Origin of the sequence: Arthrobacter sp. 9MFCol3.1 (assembly GCF_000620385.1) — a bacterium.
Lineage (GTDB): Bacteria > Actinomycetota > Actinomycetes > Actinomycetales > Micrococcaceae > Arthrobacter.
This window is the reverse complement of the sequence record NZ_JIBJ01000014.1, coordinates 100728-122361: the sequence shown is the minus strand read 5'-3', so window position 1 is coordinate 122361 and position 21634 is coordinate 100728. Positions and strand designations below refer to the sequence as shown.

General features: G+C 67.3%; 21 protein-coding genes and 1 pseudogene. 10 read left to right on the top strand and 12 right to left on the bottom strand.

The window, feature by feature from the left end; translation table 11 throughout:
* The 3 genes and pseudogenes from C560_RS0115055 to C560_RS0115045 form a co-directional block, all read left to right on the top strand.
* Positions 1-521, top strand: a pseudogene (locus C560_RS0115055) (lipoyl synthase); the annotation flags it as partial.
* A gap of 90 nt (positions 522-611) precedes the next feature.
* Complete coding sequence (locus tag C560_RS0115050; RefSeq protein ID WP_018772381.1) at positions 612-1361, top strand: DUF4191 domain-containing protein; 750 nt, start codon at positions 612-614, stop codon at positions 1359-1361.
* Positions 1362-1580: 219 nt separating this feature from the next.
* Positions 1581-1943 (top strand): DUF3817 domain-containing protein, encoded by a 363-nt coding sequence (locus C560_RS0115045; RefSeq protein WP_026538822.1) that lies wholly within the window; start codon positions 1581-1583, stop codon positions 1941-1943.
* 340 nt (positions 1944-2283) lie between these two features.
* Here the strand turns inward: C560_RS0115045 and C560_RS0115040 are convergent, their stop codons facing one another.
* A complete protein-coding gene (locus C560_RS0115040) occupies positions 2284-2721 on the bottom strand; it encodes an RDD family protein (protein ID WP_018772379.1) in 438 nt (145 codons plus the stop codon).
* Positions 2722-3004: 283 nt separating this feature from the next.
* Here C560_RS0115040 and glnA (C560_RS0115035) point away from each other — a divergent pair, with 283 nt between their 5' ends.
* Positions 3005-4429 (top strand): type I glutamate--ammonia ligase, encoded by a 1425-nt coding sequence (glnA, locus tag C560_RS0115035; protein ID WP_018772378.1) that lies wholly within the window; start codon positions 3005-3007, stop codon positions 4427-4429.
* A 131-nt stretch (positions 4430-4560) separates the two neighbouring features.
* On the opposite strand, the gene C560_RS0115030 is transcribed toward glnA (C560_RS0115035), so the two are convergent.
* The 6 genes from C560_RS0115030 to glnA (C560_RS0115005) form a co-directional block, all read right to left on the bottom strand.
* Complete coding sequence (locus C560_RS0115030) at positions 4561-5379, bottom strand: alpha/beta hydrolase (protein WP_026538821.1); 819 nt, start codon at positions 5377-5379, stop codon at positions 4561-4563.
* A 19-nt stretch (positions 5380-5398) separates the two neighbouring features.
* Positions 5399-5566 carry a hypothetical protein gene (locus C560_RS23385; RefSeq protein WP_155855795.1) on the bottom strand — a complete coding sequence of 56 codons (168 nt, stop codon included), beginning with the start codon at positions 5564-5566 and terminating at the stop codon, positions 5399-5401.
* Between the two features lie 179 nt (positions 5567-5745).
* Positions 5746-6261, bottom strand: coding sequence for a GNAT family N-acetyltransferase (locus C560_RS0115020; protein ID WP_026538820.1), 516 nt, complete (start codon positions 6259-6261; stop codon positions 5746-5748).
* 62 nt (positions 6262-6323) lie between these two features.
* On the bottom strand, positions 6324-6740 hold the full coding sequence (locus C560_RS0115015; protein WP_026266248.1) for a VOC family protein: 417 nt from the start codon (positions 6738-6740) through the stop codon (positions 6324-6326).
* A 72-nt stretch (positions 6741-6812) separates the two neighbouring features.
* A complete protein-coding gene (locus C560_RS0115010) occupies positions 6813-9824 on the bottom strand; it encodes a bifunctional [glutamine synthetase] adenylyltransferase/[glutamine synthetase]-adenylyl-L-tyrosine phosphorylase (RefSeq protein WP_026538819.1) in 3012 nt (1003 codons plus the stop codon).
* Positions 9825-9833: 9 nt separating this feature from the next.
* Positions 9834-11174, bottom strand: coding sequence for a type I glutamate--ammonia ligase (gene glnA, locus C560_RS0115005; protein ID WP_018772372.1), 1341 nt, complete (start codon positions 11172-11174; stop codon positions 9834-9836).
* Between the two features lie 262 nt (positions 11175-11436).
* On the opposite strand from glnA (C560_RS0115005), the gene panB reads away from it, so the two are divergent.
* From panB to C560_RS0114990, 3 genes are all read left to right on the top strand, one after another.
* A complete protein-coding gene (gene panB, locus C560_RS0115000; RefSeq protein ID WP_026538818.1) occupies positions 11437-12390 on the top strand; it encodes a 3-methyl-2-oxobutanoate hydroxymethyltransferase in 954 nt (317 codons plus the stop codon).
* Between the two features lie 205 nt (positions 12391-12595).
* Entirely contained in the window at positions 12596-12985 is a 390-nt protein-coding gene (locus C560_RS0114995) for an SHOCT domain-containing protein (RefSeq protein ID WP_018772370.1), read from the top strand.
* Positions 12986-13008: 23 nt separating this feature from the next.
* Complete coding sequence (locus C560_RS0114990) at positions 13009-13767, top strand: MBL fold metallo-hydrolase (RefSeq protein WP_026538817.1); 759 nt, start codon at positions 13009-13011, stop codon at positions 13765-13767.
* 58 nt (positions 13768-13825) lie between these two features.
* Here C560_RS0114990 and C560_RS22035 read toward each other — a convergent pair whose 3' ends face one another.
* Together C560_RS22035 and C560_RS23380 are read right to left on the bottom strand one after the other, a co-directional pair.
* Complete coding sequence (locus tag C560_RS22035) at positions 13826-15859, bottom strand: phage holin family protein (RefSeq protein WP_051533207.1); 2034 nt, start codon at positions 15857-15859, stop codon at positions 13826-13828.
* A 144-nt stretch (positions 15860-16003) separates the two neighbouring features.
* A complete protein-coding gene (locus C560_RS23380; RefSeq protein ID WP_018772367.1) occupies positions 16004-16168 on the bottom strand; it encodes an SPOR domain-containing protein in 165 nt (54 codons plus the stop codon).
* 165 nt (positions 16169-16333) lie between these two features.
* On the opposite strand from C560_RS23380, the gene map reads away from it, so the two are divergent.
* The gene (gene map / locus C560_RS0114975; RefSeq protein ID WP_026538816.1) at positions 16334-17212 is read left to right on the top strand and encodes a type I methionyl aminopeptidase; all 879 of its coding nucleotides are present in this window, start codon (positions 16334-16336) and stop codon (positions 17210-17212) included.
* 97 nt (positions 17213-17309) lie between these two features.
* Complete coding sequence (ppgK, locus tag C560_RS0114970) at positions 17310-18113, top strand: polyphosphate--glucose phosphotransferase (RefSeq protein WP_026538815.1); 804 nt, start codon at positions 17310-17312, stop codon at positions 18111-18113.
* A gap of 211 nt (positions 18114-18324) precedes the next feature.
* On the opposite strand, the gene nrdR is transcribed toward ppgK, so the two are convergent.
* The 3 genes from nrdR to C560_RS0114955 all read right to left on the bottom strand — a co-directional run bounded on the left by nrdR (position 18325) and on the right by C560_RS0114955 (position 20932).
* Positions 18325-18828, bottom strand: a complete 504-nt coding sequence (gene nrdR / locus C560_RS0114965) for a transcriptional regulator NrdR (RefSeq protein ID WP_018772364.1) — start codon at positions 18826-18828, stop codon at positions 18325-18327.
* Between the two features lie 146 nt (positions 18829-18974).
* A complete protein-coding gene (hisD, locus tag C560_RS0114960) occupies positions 18975-20327 on the bottom strand; it encodes a histidinol dehydrogenase (protein ID WP_043423217.1) in 1353 nt (450 codons plus the stop codon).
* A gap of 29 nt (positions 20328-20356) precedes the next feature.
* On the bottom strand, positions 20357-20932 hold the full coding sequence (locus C560_RS0114955; protein WP_026538813.1) for a hypothetical protein: 576 nt from the start codon (positions 20930-20932) through the stop codon (positions 20357-20359).
* 192 nt (positions 20933-21124) lie between these two features.
* Between C560_RS0114955 and C560_RS0114950 the strand changes: the two genes are divergently transcribed.
* Complete coding sequence (locus tag C560_RS0114950) at positions 21125-21583, top strand: flavin reductase family protein (RefSeq protein WP_018772361.1); 459 nt, start codon at positions 21125-21127, stop codon at positions 21581-21583.
* The last annotated feature ends 51 nt before the right edge of the window (positions 21584-21634 follow it).

Genomic DNA, 21634 nt, shown 5'->3' with positions numbered 1-21634 from the left:
CCGAGCACATCGAGGCGATCTGCGACTCCAAGCCCGAGGTCTTCGCCCACAACGTCGAAACCGTGCCCCGGATCTTCAAGCGGATCCGCCCGGCGTTCCGCTACGACCGCTCCCTGGACGTCATCACCCAGGGCCGCAAGCTCGGCATGGTGACCAAGTCCAACCTGATCCTCGGCATGGGCGAGACCCGCGAGGAAATCTCCGAGGCGCTGCGGGACCTGCACGAGGCCGGCTGTGACCTCATCACTATCACCCAGTACCTCCGCCCCTCCGAGCGGCACCTGCCGGTGGACCGCTGGGTCAAGCCGCAGGAATTCGTGGACCTGCAGAATGAAGCCGACGAGATCGGCTTCCTGGGCGTCATGTCCGGACCCCTGGTGCGTTCCTCCTACCGCGCCGGCCGGCTCTGGGCCACCGCGATGCGCAAGAAGGGCTGGGAAATCCCGGCCGAACTCGCCCACATCGAAAGCTCCGGAAGCACCCGCCAGGAAGCCAGCTCGCTGCTCGCGGCACATTCCTGAACCCTGCTCTGACACCCTTCCGATTAAGGGCCGGCACCGGATGACTCCGGTGCCGGCCCTTGGCCGTCCATCACGTAGAATTAAGGAACTATGGCGAATTCCCCTGATCCCAGCAACTCCAGCCCGGCTTCCGAAGCTCCGAAGCGCGGTCTTTTCTCCCGTAAGCCCAAGGAAGCAAAGGCCAAGAAGCCGAGCCGGCTGAAGCAGATCGGCGAGGTCTTCCAGATGACCCGCCGCCACGATCCCATGGTTCCGTGGCTCATGTTGCTGGCGTTCCTGGGTGTTGTTGCGCTCAGCCTCCTGGTCGGTTTCCTGCTCAACAACTGGATCACCGGCCTGATCATCGGCATCGCCCTGGGTGCCCTCGCGGCCACCCTGATCCTGTCCCGCCGCGCCGAGCGCGCCGCGTTCGCGCAGATCGAGAACCAGCCGGGCGCCTCAGGTGCCGCGCTGGGCACGCTCAAGCGCGGCTGGATCACCGAGGACCAGCCCGTCGCCGTGAACCCCCGCACGCAGGACGCCGTCTTCCGCGCCATCGGCCGTCCCGGCGTCGTGCTTGTCAGCGAAGGCCCCAGCAACCGGGTCAAGCCGCTGGTCGACGCCGAGCGCAAACGCCTTGCACGCATCCTCCCCAACGTCACCATCCATGTGATCGAAAGCGGCCGCGGCGAGGGCCAGGTGCCGCTCAGCCAGATCGCCAAGAAGATGAACAAGCTCAAGGGTGAACTGACCAAGACCGAGGTCAGCGCCGTGTCCAAGCGCATTTCCTCGCTTGGCGGCCGCCTGCCCATCCCGAAGGGCATCGATCCTTACAAGGCCCGTCCGACCCGCGGACGCTAGGCGGGCGGCAGTACCGCGCCCGCTGGACAGGATTGCCCGCAGTACAGAATCGCAGTACAGAATCGCCCCGGTTCACGGCCACGTCAGGCCGCCAGCCGGGGCGTTTCTTGTACCGCTCTTTTACGGCGCGACGTCGGTCCACCCGGCGCCACGCACCGGACACGGGATACCGGACACCGCGACACCTCGACACCGGACGCAAGAACTCAGGAGACACGCATGAAACTTCCCTCGACCGCCACGATGATCCGCATCTTCCGGGGGCTGGCGATCGCCGAAGCGTTCAGCTGGGCCGCGCTGCTGCTCGGCATGGTGCTCAAATGGGTCACCCGGACGACGGAACTCGGCGTGGAGATTGCCGGTCCGATCCACGGCGCGTTCTTCATCGGCTACGCGATTGCGGCGCTGAGCCTGTGGGCCATGTTGCGCTGGCCGTTCCGGGTGGCCTTGCTCTCGGGACTCTCCGCCGTCTTCCCCTTCGCGACGGTTTGGTTTGAGCGCTGGGCCGGCCGCCGCGGATACCTGGCGGCACGGTCCGGCGAGGCTGCGCCGACGCCGACCCAGGAGACGGCGGGGGTCTAGCTCCGCCCAGGACCCCGGGTTCCTGTGCGCCCCCGGCACCATCGCTGTGCCCGTCTGACGCACATGGCCGCAATGCGGGGAATTTAGCGGCCGTTCGTGGCAAACGGACGAGGAACCGCCCCGGCACCATCGCTGTGCCCGTCTGACGCACATGGCCGCTATGCGGGGCGGTTAGCGGCCGTTCGTGGCAAACGGACGAGGGCCCGCCGCGCCCGCACCGTCGCTGTGCCCGTCTGACGCACATGGCCGCTATGCGGGGCGGTTAGCGGCCATGTGCGGCAAACGGACGAGGACCCGCCGCGCCTGGCTGCCTGGCACCGCCGTCGGACACGGGCAGCGACTACATCCGGACGAGCACCGTATTCATGGCCTTGTCGTGGAGGCCGCGCTGGTCCGGGTCGAAGATGACGGCAGGGATAACGAGGCACAGCAGCAGCGTGCGCACCAGGGCTGCGAGTGGACCCGCCGGGCCGCCGCCCGGCCGGACCACGTGGATCCCCACGATCCGGTGGCCGATGCTGTAGCCGAGGGTGCCGATGAGCAGGATCTGTTCGATGGCAAACACGGCAAGCGTGGCCCAGGAGTCGCCGCCGAAGGCGAAATTGCTGATCAGCAGTGCGATGCCCCAGTCAATGCAGATCGCCAGGATGCGCCGGCCGGCACGGGCGATCGATCGTGGCCCGGACTCGGGCAGCCCGAGCCGCTCCCCCGGGTACCGGGAGATGCCGGATGTGTCCGGCCCGCTGAGCCATGAACCGATGTCTTTGCGATCAACCACCCTCCAAGCTTATCGGCTCTGGCCTGTCCACAGTGTGGGCGGTAGGGTGTCACACTGTGGACCAGATAGGCCACAGTGTGGACTGGCGACTACCGTTTACGTGTCAGGACATTCTGTAACCTCCCCGAAACAATGCGGACACTGCGGGGAAATCCCGCGTCCTTAGGGTGGTAACAGTTGCTAGCGACTGCGAAGCGGGGAAGCTTTTTGCCTTCCCCGCTGTTGGACTGCGCTGGACAAATGTGCCTGACGGCCAGATCTTTCATATGCGTAAGGAGCATAGATGTTCAAGACTGCGGACGAAGTCCTCAAGTTCATCAAGGACGAAGACATCAAATTCGTCGATATCCGCTTCACCGATCTCCCTGGCGTTCAGCAGCACTTCAACGTGCCCGCCAAGAGCGTTGACGCCGACTTCTTCGTCAACGGCCAGCTTTTCGACGGATCTTCGATCCGCGGCTTCCAGGGCATCGCCGAGTCTGACATGCAGCTCATCCCGGACGTCACGACGGCGTTCATCGACACGTTCCGCATGGAGAAGACCCTTGCGCTGAACTTCTCGATCGTGAACCCGCGTACCGGTGACCCCTACCACCGCGATCCCCGCGGCGTGGCCGAGAAGGCAGAGGCCTACCTGGCCTCCACCGGCATCGCCGACACCGCGTTCTTCGCTCCCGAGGCCGAGTTCTTCGTCTTCGACAACGTCCAGTACCAGTCCTCCCCGCAGGGCAGCTTCTACAAGATCGACTCCGAGGAAGCACACTGGAACTCCGGCCGCGAGGAAGAGGGCGGAAACCTCGGCTACAAGACCCCGGTCAAGGGCGGTTACTTCCCGGTCTCCCCCACCGACAAGCAGGCCGACCTGCGCGATGCCATGTGTGTTGCCCTGGACGAGGCCGGCCTTGAGGTCGAGCGCAGCCACCACGAAGTCGGTTCCGCCGGCCAGGCTGAGATCAACTACAAGTTCACCACCCTGACCCACGCGGCTGATGACCTGCAGAAGTTCAAGTACGTCATCAAGAACACGGCCGATGCCTGGGGCAAGTCCGTGACCTTCATGCCGAAGCCGGTCTTCGGTGACAACGGCTCGGGCATGCACTGCCACCAGTCGCTGTGGACCGGCGGCGAGCCGCTGTTCTACGACGAGAAGGGCTACGCCGGCCTGTCCGACACCGCCCGCTGGTACATCGGTGGCCTGCTGAAGCACTCCTCCGCCGTCCTGGCCTTCACCAACCCGACGGTGAACTCCTACCGCCGCCTGGTCAAGGGCTTCGAAGCCCCGGTCAACATGGTTTACTCGCAGGGCAACCGCTCCGCCGGTATCCGTATCCCGATCACGGGCTCCAACCCGAAGGCCAAGCGCATCGAGTTCCGCGCCCCGGACCCCTCCTCCAACCCGTACCTGGCGTTCGCTGCCCAGCTGATGGCCGGCATCGACGGCATCCGCAACCGGATCGAACCCCCGGCTCCGATCGACAAGGACCTCTACGAGCTCCCGGCCGAAGAAGCCAAGGACATCCCCAAGGCTCCGGGCACCCTCGAGGAGGCCCTGGATGCACTGGCCGAGGACAACGAGTTCCTGCAGGCCGGCGGCGTCTTCACCCAGGACCTGATCGACACCTGGATCGAGTACAAGTACGAGAACGAGATCCGTCCGCTCTCGCTGCGCCCGAACCCGTACGAGTTCGAGCTCTACTACGGCGTCTAGTCGTACCCTGCGAGTGAAGACGGCTTAGGCCGCCTCGCCGCGGATTCGCGAAACAATCAAGGGCCGGCCTCGGGGATCAACCCGGGGCCGGCCCTTTTGTCATGCCACGATCCGCTTGCTCCGACGCCCGGTCATACGGCCGTGGTTGCGGGTGCGAGTGCCCATTCCAACGCGTAGTCGGCCACTTGTTCCCAGCCGGGCTCGCCGCAGGTCCAGTGCGACCGGCCGGGGAACTCGTGGTACGCGGTGAGGGAGGGCGACTTCCCCCAGTGCTTCGCGTTCGATTTGTTGACCGCCGGGGGCATGATGTGATCTGCGCCGCCGGCGATGAAGAGGAGCGGCGCCCGCGCGATCGAATAATCGACCCACGTTTCCTGCGGTCCGGGCTTGAAGTTTGCGATCAGTCCGTATGCCCACACCCAGTTCCCGGGAGCGGCGATTGCGTACTTTTCCCACACCGCGTCGGAGGCCTCCTTGGAGAGTGTGTTTGTGAACGCGTAGTGGAACTCTTCTGGCGTGAACGCGACTGCCTTGTGGATGTTGGCCGGGTTCTTTAGTGCCGGAAACAGCGACCGCGCCTGCGACAGCGGGGTCACGCGCACTCCCTCCGTCGGTGCGGAGTTGATGGCGACGGCAGCGGCCCCAAGGCCTCGGGCGACGAGGAGCTGAGTGAGCGTCCCGCCGAACGAGTGACCCATGATAATCGGCGGTTTCGGTAGCGCCCCGATCTGCGCGGCGAGGTGGTCCACGGTTTCCGGCACCGTCAGGTTCGCGATGATGTCGGGGTTCTCGCGCAGCGCCTCGACTTCTATCTCGAATCCAGGGTAGGCGGGCGTGAGCACTGTGAAGCCCTTGGCTTCGTAGTACGCCTTCCAGTCCTCCCAGCTGCGCGGGGTCATCCACAGCCCGTGAACGAGCACGATCGTGTCGGGCGCCTCAGTTTGCGGCATAGCTTCTTCCTTCTCGTGTTCAGGTGCGGCTGGCGGAATCGATGACTGCGGGCAGGTCGGTGTCGAGCGGCTCGCGTTCGGTGCCGGGCAACCCGTGAGTGCCGCCTTCGTAAACGATGAGCCTGCTTTCGGGAGAATCTGGCGGAAAGTTTGCCGCTGGCGTCGAAAGGGTTTTGGTGACCGACATGCTCGTCCTTTCGGTTGAAGCCTGTCAAGGGGTCGCAAGAACTCATCAAGGTGCCCGCCCGAGTGTTGAATGCGGTCCGGGACACTGCGCCGGTGCGATCACCGGGGCGGCGTCAACTACAGTTGACGTTCCGCTGCCCGCGACTGACGGAATCGCGTATGGGGTTCAAACTGCCCGGTTCAGAATGCCCGGTACATGACGCGCTGCGGGCCGGCGTCGCCGCCTTCGTAGCGGCCGCGGTCCTCGAATCCGGCGTTGCGGTAAGCGGCTTGCCCGCCGGGGTTCAGTTCGTTGACGGAGAGTACGACGCCGGTCTGGCCGCTGCCGAGGCCCGCCGTCAGTTTGGCTGCCTCCCGCACGGCGGCCTCCGCGGCGAGAGTGCCGAGGCCCTTGCCCTGCTGCCGCCGGTCGATCAGGAAGCCCCGCAGGAGCCAGGCGGTGTGGTCCTCGGCCCAGCCCGCGAGGGTCGCCGCTCCGGCCTGAAGCGTCAGGACTCCCACGGCGGCCCCGTTCGCATCCACGGCGAACGGGTGCCGGGACTCTTCCTCGAGCCCAATCAGCACCATCCGCAGCGGGTCCCCCACGAACTTCTGCTGCCCCTCGCCGAGCTCCAGCAGCGCGATTTCCGCAAGCTTGATGGCCCGGGCGTCGTCGTCGAGGTTCTTCAAAGGCAGCAGCCATACGTGTCCGGACATGTAGACAGCGTACCCGCGCCGCCGTCGCCCCTGCCTGCAGGGGTGCGGCTGCAGGGCTGCGGCTACAGCGCAGCGTCCTTGGGCGGTCCGGCCGGATCCATCCAGAAGACTTCCCAGAGGTGGCCGTCCGGGTCCTGGAAGCTGTGGGTGTACATGAAGCCGTAGTCCTGGGCTTCCTCCGATGCCGTGCCCCCGGAGGTCAGGGCGGTACGGATGACCTCGTCCACGGCTTCGCGGCTCTCAAGCGAGAAGGACATGATGACCTCGGCGGTGCCGGCCGTAGCGGCGACGGACTTCGAGGTGAAGGTCTTGAAGTAGGACTCGACGAGCAGCATCACGTACGCGCCGTCGTTGACGATCATGCAGGTGGCGTTCTCATCGGTGAAGTCGGGGTTGAAGGAGAATCCCAGCGCCGTGAAGAATTCAACGGTCTTATCGAGGTTCCGGACGGGAAGGTTCACAAAAAGTTGCCTGGCCATTGGCCCAAGGTAGCACCGCCCGCAGCATGTGTCAGCAGGTCCGGTCCGCCGCCGGCAGGCCGCCGTCGGGCGCTATTGGCCGTAGAAGACCCGCTCGAATACCGCCCGGGCGCGCCGGCTCAACCGCAGGTAGTCCTCCTCCAGCGCCGCGGCGTTGCCTTGTCCGTAGCCGCACCAGCGGGCCACCGCCTCAAGGTCGCGGCGGGACGAGGGCAGCAGGTCCGAGGGGCGGCCGGTCCAGATGACGTTGGCCGAACGGATCCGGCTCGCCAGCCGCCAGGCCCGGAGGAGGATGACGGTGTCGCCGGCGTCGATCAGGTCCAGTGCCGCGGCCGCCTCGAGCGCGTCCACCGTGGACGTGGTCCGCAGCTCCGGGTGCCGGCCGGCGTGCCGGAGCTGGAGCAGCTGGGCCAGCCATTCGACGTCGCTCAGCCCGCCCCGGCCAAGCTTCAGGTGACGGGCGGGATCGGCGCCGCGCGGCAGGCGCTCCGCCTCGACCCTGGCCTTGACCCGCCGCACCTCCCGCACGTCCTGGTCAGACAAAGACTCCGGGTACCGGATGGTGTCGATCAGCGCCACGAAATCCTCGGCCAGGGCATCGTCGCCGGCCATGGGGCGCGCCCGCAGCAACGCCTGGGCCTCCCAGACGAGGGACCACCGGCGGTAGTACTCGGCATAGGACTCCAGCGACCGCACCATGGGCCCGCTCTTGCCCTCGGGGCGCAGGTCCGCGTCCACTGCGAGCACCCGCTCGGCCAGGATCGCCGGTTTGAGCGGCTGGGTCAGCAGGCTGGAGAGCTTGCCCACGATCTGCAGGGCCTGGGCCTGCGCCTCCTCTTCCGGCACGCCGGGGAGCCCGCGGTGGACGTACATGACGTCGGCGTCCGAGCCGTAGCCGATCTCCCGGCCGCCCTGACGGCCCATCGCGACCACCAGCACGTGGGTCTTCAGCGGTTCCTCGGCGGTGATGATTGTCTCCGCCACGCGCAGCGCCCCCAGGACGGCGGCCCGGTCGGTGTCGGCGAGGGCTGCCCCCACCTGGTCCTGGTCCAGCAGCCCGGCGCTGTCCGCGATGGCGACCCGGAGGATTTCCCGGCGCCGGATCAGCCGGATCAGCCGCATGGCGCTCTCCGGGTCCGCGTGCCGGGACATCTTCGAGGTAATTTCAAGCCATTGGGATTCGAAGCTGAGCGGCACCAGTTCCTTGTCAGTGCCCAGCCACGCCACTGATTCGGGCGAAACCTCCAGCAGGTCCGCGATCAGCCGGGAGTTGGCGAGCACGTGGCAGAGCCGTTCGGCCGCTGCCGTCGAATCCCGAAGCATGCCCAGGTACCAGTGTGTTGTGCCGAGGGCCTCGCTGACCCGCCGGAAGGCGAGCAGCCCGGCGTCGGGGTCCACGCCGTCGGCGAGCCAGTCCAGCAGGATGGGCAGGAGCTGGCGCTGGAGTGCCGCGCGCCGGCTCACGCCGGCGGTGAGGGCCTCGATGTGCCGCATGGCGCCGGGGGGATCGAGGTAGCCGAGGGCGGCGAGGCGGCCCTGGGCGGCTTCCGGGGTCAGGCGTGCCTCTTCGCTGCTCAGGGTGGCGACGGTATTGAGCAGGGGCCGGTAGAAGATTCGTTCGTGGAGTTCCCGGACGGAGCGCTTGGTTTTTCGCCACGCCGCGACCAGGGCGTCCGGCTTGGGCCGCTCGGCGGAGAACGGTCCCAGGACCGCCTTGGCCAGGGAACGCAATGACGCTTCGTTCACCGGCATGAGGTGCGTCCGGCGCAGCTGGAACAGCTGGATCCGGTGTTCGAGCAGCCGCAGGTACCGGTAGTCGCGGTCAAACTCCGCAGCGTCGGAGCGGCCGATGTACCCGCCGGCGGACAGCGCGGCGATGGCCGAGGTGGTGTCCCGGCGGCGCAACGATTCATCGGACTTGCCGTGCACGAGCTGCAGCAGCTGGACGGTGAATTCGACGTCGCGCAGTCCGCCGCGGCCCAGCTTGATCTGCCGCTGTTCCTCATCGGCTGGAATGTGCTCGGTGACGCGGCGGCGCATGGCGCGGACGGATTCGACAAAGCCCTCCCGCCCGGCCGAGGACCAGATCAGGGGCGTCAGGGCTGCTTCGTAGCGGGCTCCCAGGGCGGTGTCGCCGGCGATGGTCCGGGCCTTCAGCAGGGCCTGGAATTCCCAGCTCTCGGCCCAGCGCGCGTAATAGCTCTCATGCGAGGCGAGGGTCCGGACCAGCGGCCCCGACTTTCCCTCGGGCCGGAGGTTCGCATCCACTTCCCACAGTCCGGGTTCGCGGCTAGTGGACATGATCGCGCGTGAGATCCCGGAGGCGAGGACGGTGCCGATCGTCGTGGCCCGGGTCTCCTCCAGCGCGCCGGAATCGATCACGTAGATGACGTCGACGTCGGAAATGTAGTTCAGTTCGCGGGCCCCGCATTTGCCCATGCCGATCACGGCGAGGCCGACGTCGGCCACCTCCGCGGCGTCGAACTTCTCCGCCGCTTCGGCCCGGGACACGGCGAGGGCCGCCTCGAGGGCGGCGCCGGCGAGATCCGCCAGTTCCGCACCCGCGGCGGGCATGAAGTCCAGCGGATCGGCCGCGCACAGGTCCTTGATGGCCAGCTCCACGAGCCCGCGCCGGTAGGCGGTGCGCAGGGCCGCGTAGGCTTCCTGTCCGCTCAGGGCGGCCACCGGCCGGGCCGACTTGGGATCGGCCCGGACCGATTGCAGCAGCCGGGTGCGCAGGGCCACGGTGTCCGCTGGCAGCGGTTCCGGGCTGACCCGGACGTCGAAGGCGTCGAGGTGTTCGGGGTGGCGGATGAGGAACTCGCCGAGCGCCTCGGAGGCCCCCAGGACCCGGTACAGCGGTTCACTGCTTTCCAAGTCCGCGACGGCAAGCTTGCGCAGCTCCGGGTGCTTCTCGATCAGCCGGACCAGGGACTGCAGGGCCGTGTCCGGGTTCGCCGCCAGCTGCAGCCCCGCGAAAAGGGCATCCTGGTCGAGTCCCTCCAGTTCCCGGGCCGCCAGGAACCGCTCGCCCTTGTCCAGATCGCTGAAGCCGGCGGCAATGAGGCGTCGTGCCAGGCTCATCGGGGCAACCTACAGGATGCCGAGATTGCGCTGCAGTTCGTAGGGCGTCACCTGGAGGCGGTAGTCCTGCCATTCTGCACGCTTGTTGCGCAGGAAGTGCTCGAACACCTGCTCGCCCAGGATCTGCGGCATGAGCTCGGAATCCTCCATGGTCCGGATGGCGTCGTGCAGGCTGGCCGGCAGCGGGTCGTGTCCCATGGCGCGGCGTTCCGCCGAGCTCAGCGACCAGATGTCGTCCTCGGCCGCGGCGGGGAGCTGGTAGCCCTCCTCGATGCCCTTGAGGCCGGCACCGAGGAGCACGGCGTAGGCCAGGTAGGGGTTGGCGGCGGAGTCGATGCCACGGTATTCGATCCGCGCGGACTGGCCCTTGCCGGGCTTGTACAGCGGAACGCGGACCAGGGCGGAGCGGTTGTTGTGGCCCCAGCTCAGGTAGCTCGGCGCCTCTCCCCCGCCCCAGAGCCGCTTGTAGGAGTTGACGAACTGGTTGGTCACGGCCGTGAATTCGGGGGCGTGCTTGAGGATGCCGGCAATGAACTGGCGCGCCGTCTCGGACAGCTGGAACTCGGAACCGGCCTCGTAGAAGGCGTTGGTGTCCCCTTCGAAGAGGGAGAAGTGGGTGTGCATGCCGGAACCGGGGTGGGCGGTGAAGGGCTTGGGCATGAAGGTGGCATACGTGCCCTGCTGCAGCGCGACTTCCTTGATGACCGTGCGGAACGTCATGATGTTGTCCGCGGTCTGCAGGGCGTCCGCGTAGCGAAGGTCGATTTCGTTCTGGCCCGGTCCGGCCTCGTGGTGGCTGAATTCCACGGAGATGCCGACCGATTCGAGCATGGTCACGGCGGTCCGGCGGAAGTCCTGGGCCACGCCGCCCGGGACGTGGTCGAAGTAGCCGCCTTCGTCCACGGGGACGGGTGATCCGTCGGGGCCGGGTTCCTGGGACTTGAGCAGGTAGAACTCGATCTCGGGGTGGGTGTAGCAGGTGAAGCCCATGTCCGCGGCCTTGGCCAGGGTGCGCTTGAGGACGTTGCGGGGGTCCGCGGCGGAAGGTTCGCCGTCGGGTGTCAGGATGTCGCAGAACATCCGCGATGTGGCTTCCGTCTCGCCGCGCCACGGAAGGATCTGGAACGTGGCCGGATCCGGCTGGGCCAGCATGTCGGATTCGAAGACGCGGGCCAGGCCTTCGATCGAGGAACCGTCGAATCCGAGTCCTTCCTCGAAGGCACCCTCCACCTCGGCCGGGGCCAGGGCCACGGACTTGAGCGATCCCACGACGTCGGTGAACCACAGGCGCACAAACCGCACGTCGCGCTCTTCGATCGTCCGCAGGACAAACTCTTGCTGGCGGTCCATACTGGCCTCTTTCCGGTTCTTCCATCCGCCCCAGGCCCGGCATTCATGGGCCCCGCGGCTGCTCACGGTTCACTTTACTAAGCATTGCCACCGATTACCGAAGCCGGACCCCCGCGTAACACACCGTTAACATACAGGCGGTCGAATTCGCGGCGTCCGGCGGCAGGGCGCCGTCGCACGGACCGCCCGCGTGATGTGATTCACGGCACATGAAGGCGTCTCCCGGTAGCTGCGGCACTTCGTCGCGCACTACGCTCGTGGCATGGCCTCAAGTAACAGCTCCGATTCCAGCACGCCCGCAGAACTTGCGGCCCCCTACGGCAGCGGCCCGGCAGCGGCTTCGGCGGCCGCCTCGTCGGCCACGTCGGCCGGTGGCACCGGCGGGACCGCCGGCGGGGGTGCAGAGGCGGCCCGGAAACCGGCAGCCAGGATCCGCACGCACCATCTCCAGGCGGCCAAGGTCAACGGTGAACGCTTCGCCATGCTCACCGCGTACGACCAGTACAGCGCAGAAATCTTTGACCAGGCAGGCATCGAGGTGCTCCTCGTGGGCGATTCGGCCTCCAACAACGTCTTCGGCAACGAGACCAGTCTTCCCGTGACGGTGGACGAGCTCCTTCCGCTGTGCCGGGCCGTCGCCCGCTCCGCGCGACGGGCCCTGGTAATCGCTGACCTGCCGTTCGGCAGCTACGAGGTCTCCGCCCAGCAGGCGGTCGCCACCGGCGTCCGGTTCCTGAAAGAGGGCCTGGCCCACGCCGTCAAGATCGAAGGCGGAAAGTTCTACGCCGAGACCGTCCGCGCCATGGTCCAGGCCGGCATCCCCGTCATGGCGCACATCGGTTTCACCCCGCAGAGCGAGCACTCCCTCGGCGGCTACCGCGTCCAGGGCCGCGGCGATGACGCCCAGCGCCTGATCGACGACGCCGTCGCGCTGGCCGACGCCGGCGCGTTCAGCGTGCTCATGGAAATGGTCCCGGCCGCCACGGCGGCCGCCGTGGATGCCGCCGTCGACGTCCCCACGGTGGGCATCGGCGCCGGCAGCGGCACGACCGGACAGGTCCTGGTGTGGCAGGACATGGCCGGCCTGCGCGGCGGAAAGATGGCGAAATTCGTCAAACAGTACGCCGACCTGCGCACGTCGCTCAGCGATGCCGCAAAAGCCTACGGCGACGAGGTGCGCTCGGGCCAGTTCCCCGGCCCGGAACACTCCTTCTAGTTCCCCGCCTGCGGTCCCCCGACCTTCCGGATCAGGGGACGCTTCGGCCACACATCATCCTTCATGGGCGAGGCGTTGGGCCTCCGGTGCGGGCACACTGACCATTAAGGTCTGCATTAGGACCTCAAGATGTTCCGCCGGCCCGGACGGTTTCATGCGCTCCGCGTAAGGTCAGGCTCCGGCGGACACGATTCGAGGAGTATCGATGGACACGAATAGCTTCTGGGACGTTCTGCTGTGGAGTTTCTGGTTCTTCATCTGGATCGCTGCGCTGATGGTGTGGTTCCGCTGCCTGATGGACTTGTTCAGCGACCACGAGCTCAGCGGCTGGGCCAAGGCCGGCTGGGTTATCCTGCTGATCTTCGTTCCCTGGCTCGGCGCCCTCATCTACCTGATCGCCCGGGGCCGCAGCATGGCCGATCGTCAAATGAAGATTGTGGCCCAGCAGCAGGCTGCCCAGCAGGAATACATCAAGCAGGCCGCAGGCTCGACGGCCAGCCCGGCGGCCCAGATCGCCGATGCCAGGGCGCTGCTTGATTCCGGAGCCATCAACCAGACCGAGTTTGATTCCCTTAAGGCCAAGGCCCTGGCCTGACACGAAAACGGGCCACGCCCGACATGAGAATCACCTGGCTTGGTCACTCCTCGGTGGTTCTGGATCTCGACGGGGTTCGGGTCCTGACCGATCCGCTGCTCCGCTCCCATGCCGGGCTGCTCCGACGTCTGGCACCGCGGCCGGACCCGGCGTCGTGGGACCGACCGGACGTGGTGCTCCTCTCCCATCTGCACCACGACCACGCCGAGTTGCGCTCCCTGCGCCTGCTGCGCGGGGTGGTGCTGATGAGCGCGCCGGCGAACGTGGACTGGCTGCGGCGCCGAAAGCTGGCGCACACAGCCTCCTTGGGTGAGGGCTGGACCCCGGTAGGCGACGGGGTCCAGATCCGCCAGGTGCCGGCCGAGCATCGCAGCCGGCCCATGCCGCACCGTCCCAACGACGCCAATGGCCAGCTCGTTCGTGGCCCGTCGGGCACGGTGTGGATCGCGGGTGACACGGGGTTGTTTCCGGAGATGGCTGCGCTCCCCGCCATGGCGGGAGGCCCGATCGATGTCGCCCTGGTGCCGGTCTGGGGGTGGGGACCGAGACTCTCGGCGGGCCACCTGACTCCGGAGACCGCCGCCCGGGCTGTCGCGATGAGCGGCGCGCGGTTTGCCCTGCCGGTGCACTGGGGGACGCTGCACCCTCCATTCGTCAACAAGTTTGCCCGGAGCTGGCTCGAGCGACCCGGGCACCGGTTTGCCGACGCCGTGGCGAAGCAGGCTCCTGGCTGCACGGCAGTCGTCCTTGCTCCCGGCCAGTCATGGGCCGCCCCCGTGTAAGCCGTGTATGCTGCGGGCCTCGGACTGGCCCGGCCGCTGGGGATCCCCAACCAGTCGCTTAGTCGCGGGACGCCGTCGTAGCGCGCTGGCCGCAGGACTCGAGCATCGCCACGAGCACCTGGTGGAGTTCGCCGGCCCCCTCGATCCGTTCGGGCAGCCCTGCCATGAGATCGGCCGGGCCCATCAGCATGGCGCGGTCCTGCCAACCGCCCAAGCCCCCGTGGGATCCCACGAGTCCTTCGAAGGCTGCGACGTCGCCGGTCACGGGATCCACCGTGCTGTTGACGTAGAGATCCGGCGCCTCGGGGTGCATCAGCGCGAGTTTCAGCACCCGCGCCGCATGCGGCCCGAAGCCGGCCAGCGGGTCGGTGCCCTCCACTGTCCCGCTGGTGATGTTGCGGCGCCCACCGCTTCCGATCGCCCACGCCCCGCCGTCGTCATCGATGCCGGCCACGAACCCGACGCCGGGATGGCCCGCCAGTCCGGGGACCAGGGCCGGCCACTGATGGTCGAGGGCCTGGAGACTCAGGCGCCGGTCACCCCGCAGGTACACCAGGCCCAGGTTGCCCGAGCCCAACACGACCACCGGGTCTTCTGCGGCGTCGCCCGGAGCCGGCGTCTCTTGTGCCTTGGTGAGCACGTCGTCGGCACGGCCGGCGAGCTTCCCGGACAATCCGCCAGAGGCGACGTCGCCGGCGATGGAGTCCGCCCGACCGAGTCCCTCGACGGATGCGTCCACGTTCTGAACGTGTTCCTGCATCAGTTCCGCGCACAGATCGCCAAGCGTCTGGTCATACTTGTCCGCGAACGGCGTGCCTTGGGACTGGCCGTGGTCCGAGAGCACCACCAGCCGGTAGCGGCGGGGAGCGGACCCGGCGAGTTCGGCCAAGGCACCGAGCGTGCGGTCCAAACCATCCAGGGCTGCAAGCGACTCGGGGCGGAACATGCCTGCGTGGTGGGCGATCTCGTCGTAGTCAACGTAGTCGACATAGATGCACTTCGTGCCGCGACGCAGCTCCTCCGCCACCAGGGCAGTGTTCAGGTCCCGCAGCAGACCGTTGGTGACAGCCCGCAGCAGGGCGAAGGTCCAGTCCCGCCGCACCCGCGGGTTGAGGTCACGTTTGATCTGTCTCCGGGCCTGCCAACGCTCCTTGAAGATCTCCCCGACGGTCCGCGTGAAGCTGCGCATGAAGCCGTTCGGGGTGGCGAAAAACCAGGCGAACGCCCGGCGGGTCTGGGTGGAGCCGCGGCGGACCTCCACCCGGCTCATCGTCAAGAACGAGCGGGGCGCGTCGCCGGTGAACAGGTTCGAGATGGAGACGCCGTCGTCGCAGAGCAGGCCCTGGCCGGTGCTGTGCCGTTCCTCGATCACCCGGGCGTCTGCCGGACGGTTGGCTACCAGGACGCGCTGGAGCTCACGGTCATACCACCGGAAGGCCGGGATCCCGTCGACGGTGCCGTGCAGAATGCCCATCTGGCTCGCCGGCGTGGTGCAGGGCAGCTGGGGTGTCCATTCCCGGAACTGGTAATCCCCCGAGGCCAGCCAGCGCCGGAGATGGGGCACTCCCCCGGACTGGACCGCCCACTGCAGCACCGGGAAGGGGACCCCGTCGAGCTGGACGAACAGGACACCGTCCACCTCCGGATCGGTCACCGTTTCCTGCCGGCGTGCCCTTCCGGCCAGCGAGGTGATCAGGCCGTCATCGGTCCCGGCGGTGGTGGCCCAGGAGATGAGTGTGCCCACGACGGCACTGACCCAGGTAGCGGCGAGGGCTGTCAACGGCGTCGACTCGATGCCGGGCACCAGACGGATGGCGACGTACATGATCAGGGCCTGCCCCACCAGGGCGGTAAGAAGCACTGCCACCCAGCCCACCCTGGCCGAGATCTCCACCAGCACGGGGCGCAGGATCAGGCCGACGAGGCCGGCCGCCGCCGCCACGGCGGCATATGACCACCAACTGGCCGCAGAGAACCCCGGCAGCAGGGCGCCGGTGATAATGAGGGCCACAGTCGAGGCAGCCCAGGCAAGGGCGAGCCTGGGGAGGTCTGAGATTCGGGCGCCGCGGGTGCGGGCAACGCGCGTCGGCATTTTCCCAGTATGGCGGGCCACAACCGGCCGGCACTCACCCGCACAGGGTGAGAATCACGGTCTGGGAAACATCAGTCAGCGTGTGCGATGTCCGGTCCGCGGTCGCCGCGAAATTCCCCCGCGGGCGCAGCATGCCGTTATGGGCTAGTCGTCCTCGTCCTTGTCCCACGCCTCGTTGCGCGCCTTGACCTTTTCCAGGGCGTGTTCGGCTTCCTCGCGGGTCTTGTACGGTCCGATCAGCTGGCTCCAGTCGGACATCGCGTCTTCCTCGATCTCGTGGGTGTTGACGTTGTACCAGTATTCGGGCATCGGGGCTCCTTTATGGCCCGGAGCGTGTCCGGGGTTGAGTGTCCAAGCTGCAGTCCGGCCACTATTCCGGCCGTAGTGCCCTGCTGTGGGGCGTTTGTATTTTCCGGGCTGTATTTTCCGGGCTGTATTTTCCGGGCTGCGCCCGGCTACTTATATGATCAATCTATGCCTTCTCTAGCCTCAACTGCACCCATCGGCACGCTGGTCCCGGGGACAGTGAGCCCGCAGCTTCCCGTACCGCCGTCCATCCCACGTCCGGAATATGTAGGCAAGCCGGCTCCTGCAAAGTTCACAGGGTCCGAGGTCAAGTCGGCAGAGACCATCGAGAAGATCCGGATCGCCTCCAAGATCGCCGCCCAGGCCATCGTGGAGGTCGGCAAGCACATCGCACCCGGCGTCACCACCGACCAGCTGGACCGGGTGGGCCATGAGTTCCTGCTGGACCACAACGCGTACCCCTCCACCCTCGGATACCGCGGCTTTCCGAAGTCCCTGTGTTCCTCCCTCAACGAGGTCATCTGCCACGGAATCCCGGACAGCACGGTGGTCCAGGACGGCGACATCCTCAACATCGACATCACGGCCTTCATCGGCGGCGTCCATGGCGACACGAACTACACCTTCCTGGTCGGCGACGTCGACGAGGAATCCCGCCTCCTCGTCGAGCGCACCCGGGAATCGCTGAACCGCGCCATCCGGGCCGTAGCACCCGGCCGCGAAATCAACGTGATCGGCCGGACCATCGAGTCCTACGCAAAACGCTTCGGCTACGGCGTGGTCCGCGACTTTACCGGGCACGGGGTTGGCGAAGCCTTCCACACCGGGCTGATCATTCCGCACTATGACGCGGCCCCCGCATACAACACCACCATGGAAACCGGTATGGTGTTCACGATCGAGCCGATGCTGACCCTGGGCACCGTTGACTGGGACATGTGGGCCGATGACTGGACCGTCGTGACTCGCGACCGCAAGCGCACCGCCCAGTTCGAACACACCCTGCTCGTTACGGAGTCCGGCGCCGAGGTCCTCACGCTGCCCTGACCGTTTGCTCCACACGCTAGTTCCCGGAACCACCTGCTCTTTCACCGCCGGCCCCGCCCGGCCACTACAGCCCGCCCCTGCCACGAACGGAACGACATTGGCCAAGAAGGACGAAAAGTCGAAGAAGAACGCCCCCCTGATCGGCATTGACATCGGCGGGACCGGGATCAAGGGCGGGATCGTGGACCTGAAGAAGGGGAAGCTGATCGGCGACCGCGTGCGCTTTCCGACGCCGCAGCCCTCCACCCCTGAGTCCGTGGCCGAAGTCGTCGCGCAGGTTGTCGCCGAACTCTCTGCCCGTTCCGGTGCCCCCGACCCCAGCAGCCCGGTGGGGGTCACGTTCCCCGGCATCATTCAGCACGGCGTGGTCCACTCTGCCGCGAACGTGGACAAGTCGTGGCTGGAAGCCGACATCGATGCCATGCTCACGGCGCGTCTTGGCCGCCCCGTGGAGGTCATCAACGACGCCGACGCCGCCGGACTCGCCGAGGCCCGCTTCGGTGCCGGCGAGGGGGTCGCCGGCACCGTGCTGGTGATCACCCTTGGCACCGGCATCGGTTCGGCGTTCATCTTCGACGGGAAACTGGTTCCCAACGCCGAACTCGGGCACCTGGAAATTGACGGCTTCGACGCGGAGACCAAGGCCTCGGCCGTGGCCCGTGAGCGGGACGGCCTCAGCTGGGAACAGTACAGCGTGCTGCTGCAGCGCTACTTCTCCCACGTGGAGTTCCTGTTCTCCCCCGAACTCTTCATTGTGGGCGGCGGCATCTCCAAGCGTGCGGACGAGTACCTGCCGCACATGAAGCTGCGCACGCCGATCGTTCCGGCCGAACTGAAGAACGACGCCGGGATCGTGGGCGCGGCCATCGAGATTGCCCTCAAGCACAAGTTGGCCAAATAAAGGCCCGCCAAACAAAAAGCGAGTGAGCTGTAAAAGCCAATTGAGCTATCACTCCGGGTCGTTCTGAACGCTGGGAACGACCCGGAGTGATAGCTCAATTTTTTGTGGGAGCGGTGGGGTGGAGCCGGTGGTGGCTGCGGCTTCCCCTCCGCTGCCACCACCGGAGTCTGTGGCGGATCCTAGGACGCAGTCACCAGGACAATCAGGAAATCTACGACGGCGCCTGAAGCGGCCGTTTGTCCGGGCTCTTACCGTCCCGGCCCTTGGTCTCGGCCTCATGGCGAAGCAGGGAAATCGCCGCTTCGAAGTCCTCCAGCGATTCGAAGGCCTGGTAGACGCTGGCGAACCGCAGGTAGGCGACCTCGTCGAGGCGCTGCAGCGGCTCCAGGATCGCCAGCCCGACTTCGTGGGCCTCGATTTCGGCGGCGCCGGAGCCCCGGATCGCCTCCTCGACTTCCTGCGCCAGCAGGGCGAGGTCGTCCTCGGTGACCGGGCGGCCCTGGCAGGCCTTGCGGACGCCGTTGATGACCTTGCTGCGGCTGAACGGCTCGCCGACCCCGGAGCGCTTGATGACGGTCAAGCTCGTGGTTTCCACGGTGGTGAACCGGCGGCCGCATTCGGGACACTGCCGGCGCCGCCGGATGGCGGAGCCGTCGTCGGCAATCCGGCTGTCCACGACGCGCGAATCAGGGTTCCGGCAGAACGGGCAATACATGTCGGTTCCTCCCCTGTCGCAATCCGGCCGTCGCAATCAGACCGTCGCAATTCACGTGTCCGTGCTGTATCAGTGCCAGTTTACGACTAGATGTAGCTGAATAACAAGCCTGTAATTACTACATGTAGTGGTTTGGGGCGGCCCGGCTACCGGGCGGCGAACCGCACTGTGACAGCCTCGCCGTGCGCCGGCAGGTCCTCAGCGCCGGAGAGGCTGACGATGTGGCCGCTGACCTGCTCCAACGCGGACCGGCTGTAGTTGATGACCTGGATGGCGCGCAGGAACGTGGTCACGTTCAGCCCGGACGAGAAGGCCGCGGTGCCGCTGGTGGGCAGCACGTGGTTGGAACCGGCGCAGTAGTCGCCCAGGCTCACGGGGCTGTAGTCCCCCACGAAGATGGCACCGGCGCTGCGGATCCGGCCGGCCACCCGGGCCGCGTCGGCGGTCATGATTTCAAGGTGCTCCGCGGCGTACGCGTCGCAGGCGGCAATGCCCTGCTCCAGGTCCTCGACCAGCACCACCCCGGACTGCGGGCCCGAAAGTGCCTCGCGGACCCGGCTGGAGTGCTTGGTGGCAGCGGCCTGCCGCTCAAGCTCCACGCGGACAGCGGCGGCGAGGGCCTCGGAGTCCGTGAACAGGACCGAGGCGGCCTTGGGGTCGTGCTCGGCCTGGCTGATGAGGTCCGCGGCCACGAGGGCCGGGCTGGCGGTGGCGTCCGCGAGGATCGCGATCTCCGTGGTGCCGGCCTCGGAATCGATCCCGACAACCCCTTTGACCAGGCGCTTGGCGGTGGCCACAAAGATATTGCCGGGACCGGTGACGACATCCACGGGGTCGATCCCGGGGAGGTGGCCGCCGTCGGACGCGTCGGCCGGGATGCCGTAGGCGAAGGCGGCGATGGCCTGCGCCCCGCCGATCGCGTAGACCTCCTCGATGCCCAGCAGGCAGGCCGCAGCCAGGATCGTGGGGTGCGGGAGGCCGCCGAAGTTCTTTTGCGGCGGCGAGGCCAGGGCAATCGATTCGACGCCGGCGGCCAGGGCCGGGACCACGTTCATGATCACCGAGGACGGGTAGACCGCCAGGCCGCCGGGGACATAGAGCCCCACACGCGCCACCGGCACCCAGTTCTGGCTGACGACGGCGCCCTCGCCGAGTTCGACGTCGATGTTGGCCGGTCGCTGGGCGTCAGCGAAGGCGCGGGCTCGCTTGATGGATTCCTCCAGGGCCGCGCGCACGGCGGGATCCAGGTTCTCGAGGGCTGCACGCAGCGCCTCGGCCGGGACGCGGGGGTGGGTCTGCTCGACGCCGTCGAAAGCCAGGGCCAGCTCCCGCAGTGCGCCGAAGCCCCGCGTGCGGACGGCGGAGATGATGTCCAGGACCTTGTCTTCGGCGTCGGCCATCGTCCCGGACTGTGCCCGGGGCACGGCTGCGCGGAGTCCGGCGAGGGACAGGTGCGCACCGCGCACGTCCACCGTGCGGAAGTTAAGGGCGGCGGTCATCGGGGTCACGGGGCTGTCAGGAGTTAGGCTCACCCGATCATTTTACGTGCCCCGCCGCGGCGGGGTTTGCCGCCGTTGCCCGGGAAGAGGCTGTTCAGGAAGATGGCCAGGGCGATCGCCGCCGGCCAGATGGCGAGGACCGCATAGGAGCGCAGGGAGAAGGCGACGCTGGCGCTGGCGGAGGTATCCGCCGGCTCTCCCCACCATTGGGCGCTGAGCACGCCGGTTCCCCAGGCGATGAGCGCACCGGCGGCGCCGGCGAAGACCACCAGGATGACGGCGCCGGGGCCCGGCTGTTGGTGCTTGTTGCCGGCGACGAAGGACCCGGCGATGCACCCTGCGAGCAGGCACAGCCCGGCCAGCACAAGGTCCCGGGGCAGCCACGTGGCGGTGTTGGTGCCGGCCGCGAGGTCCGGGTTTCCGGTCAGGACATTCAGGCCCGACGGCGCCAGAAGCCACCAGAGCAGTCCCACCGGGATGCCGGCGGCCGCGATGACGGCGGCCTTCCGCCATGTCCCGCCGGGTCCGGGCTGCCGCTCGGGATGCGCGGGCTGTGCGGGTTCCCCGGCGTGGTGGACGGGGCCGTCTATCGCGGACTGTGTCATGCAACAAACGGTAACAAGGATTCCCGCGGCGCATGACGCCGGCCGGCACATGACGGGAGACGTAAAGAAAATGCCGCACTCGATTCCCCTGCGCAATACGCTGGCAGGGTAGAAGTACGACACGCACGTGCAGCAGGGAGTTGGATCGCAGTGGCCACAGATGAAGGTATTTTCGAGGGAACATTCAGGGAAATGTTCCGCCGGCACGCGGCGGGCGTGGCCATCATCACGGCCAACCACAATGGTGTCCCGTTCGGATTCACGGCAACCTCCGTGGCCTCGCTGTCCGCCAAGCCGCCGCGCTTTACGTTCAACATGGCCAGGACCTCCAGCTCGTGGCCGGCCGTGGCGAACACCACCTACATTGGCGTGCACATGCTCGGGCTGGAAAACCAGGAGCTCGCCGACCGTTTCGCCCGGGCCGGCAACCGGTTCGACGGCGACCACTGGGAGCTCGGACCCCACGAGGTGCCCGTGCTCAAGGGGGTCAGCGGCTGGCTGATCGGCAAGGTCCAGATGCGGCTCTCCTTCGAGAACAACGCCGTCGTGGTGGTCGAGGTGGTGGAGGGCCAGGTCGGCGACGACGGCGTTCCCCTGCTCTACCACTCGGGGGCCTACAGCCAGCCCGTTCCGCTCGACTACGAGATCTGACAGACGCCTCGACGGGCCGCGCATTAAACCTTCCCCGGTGGTGCATCCGGC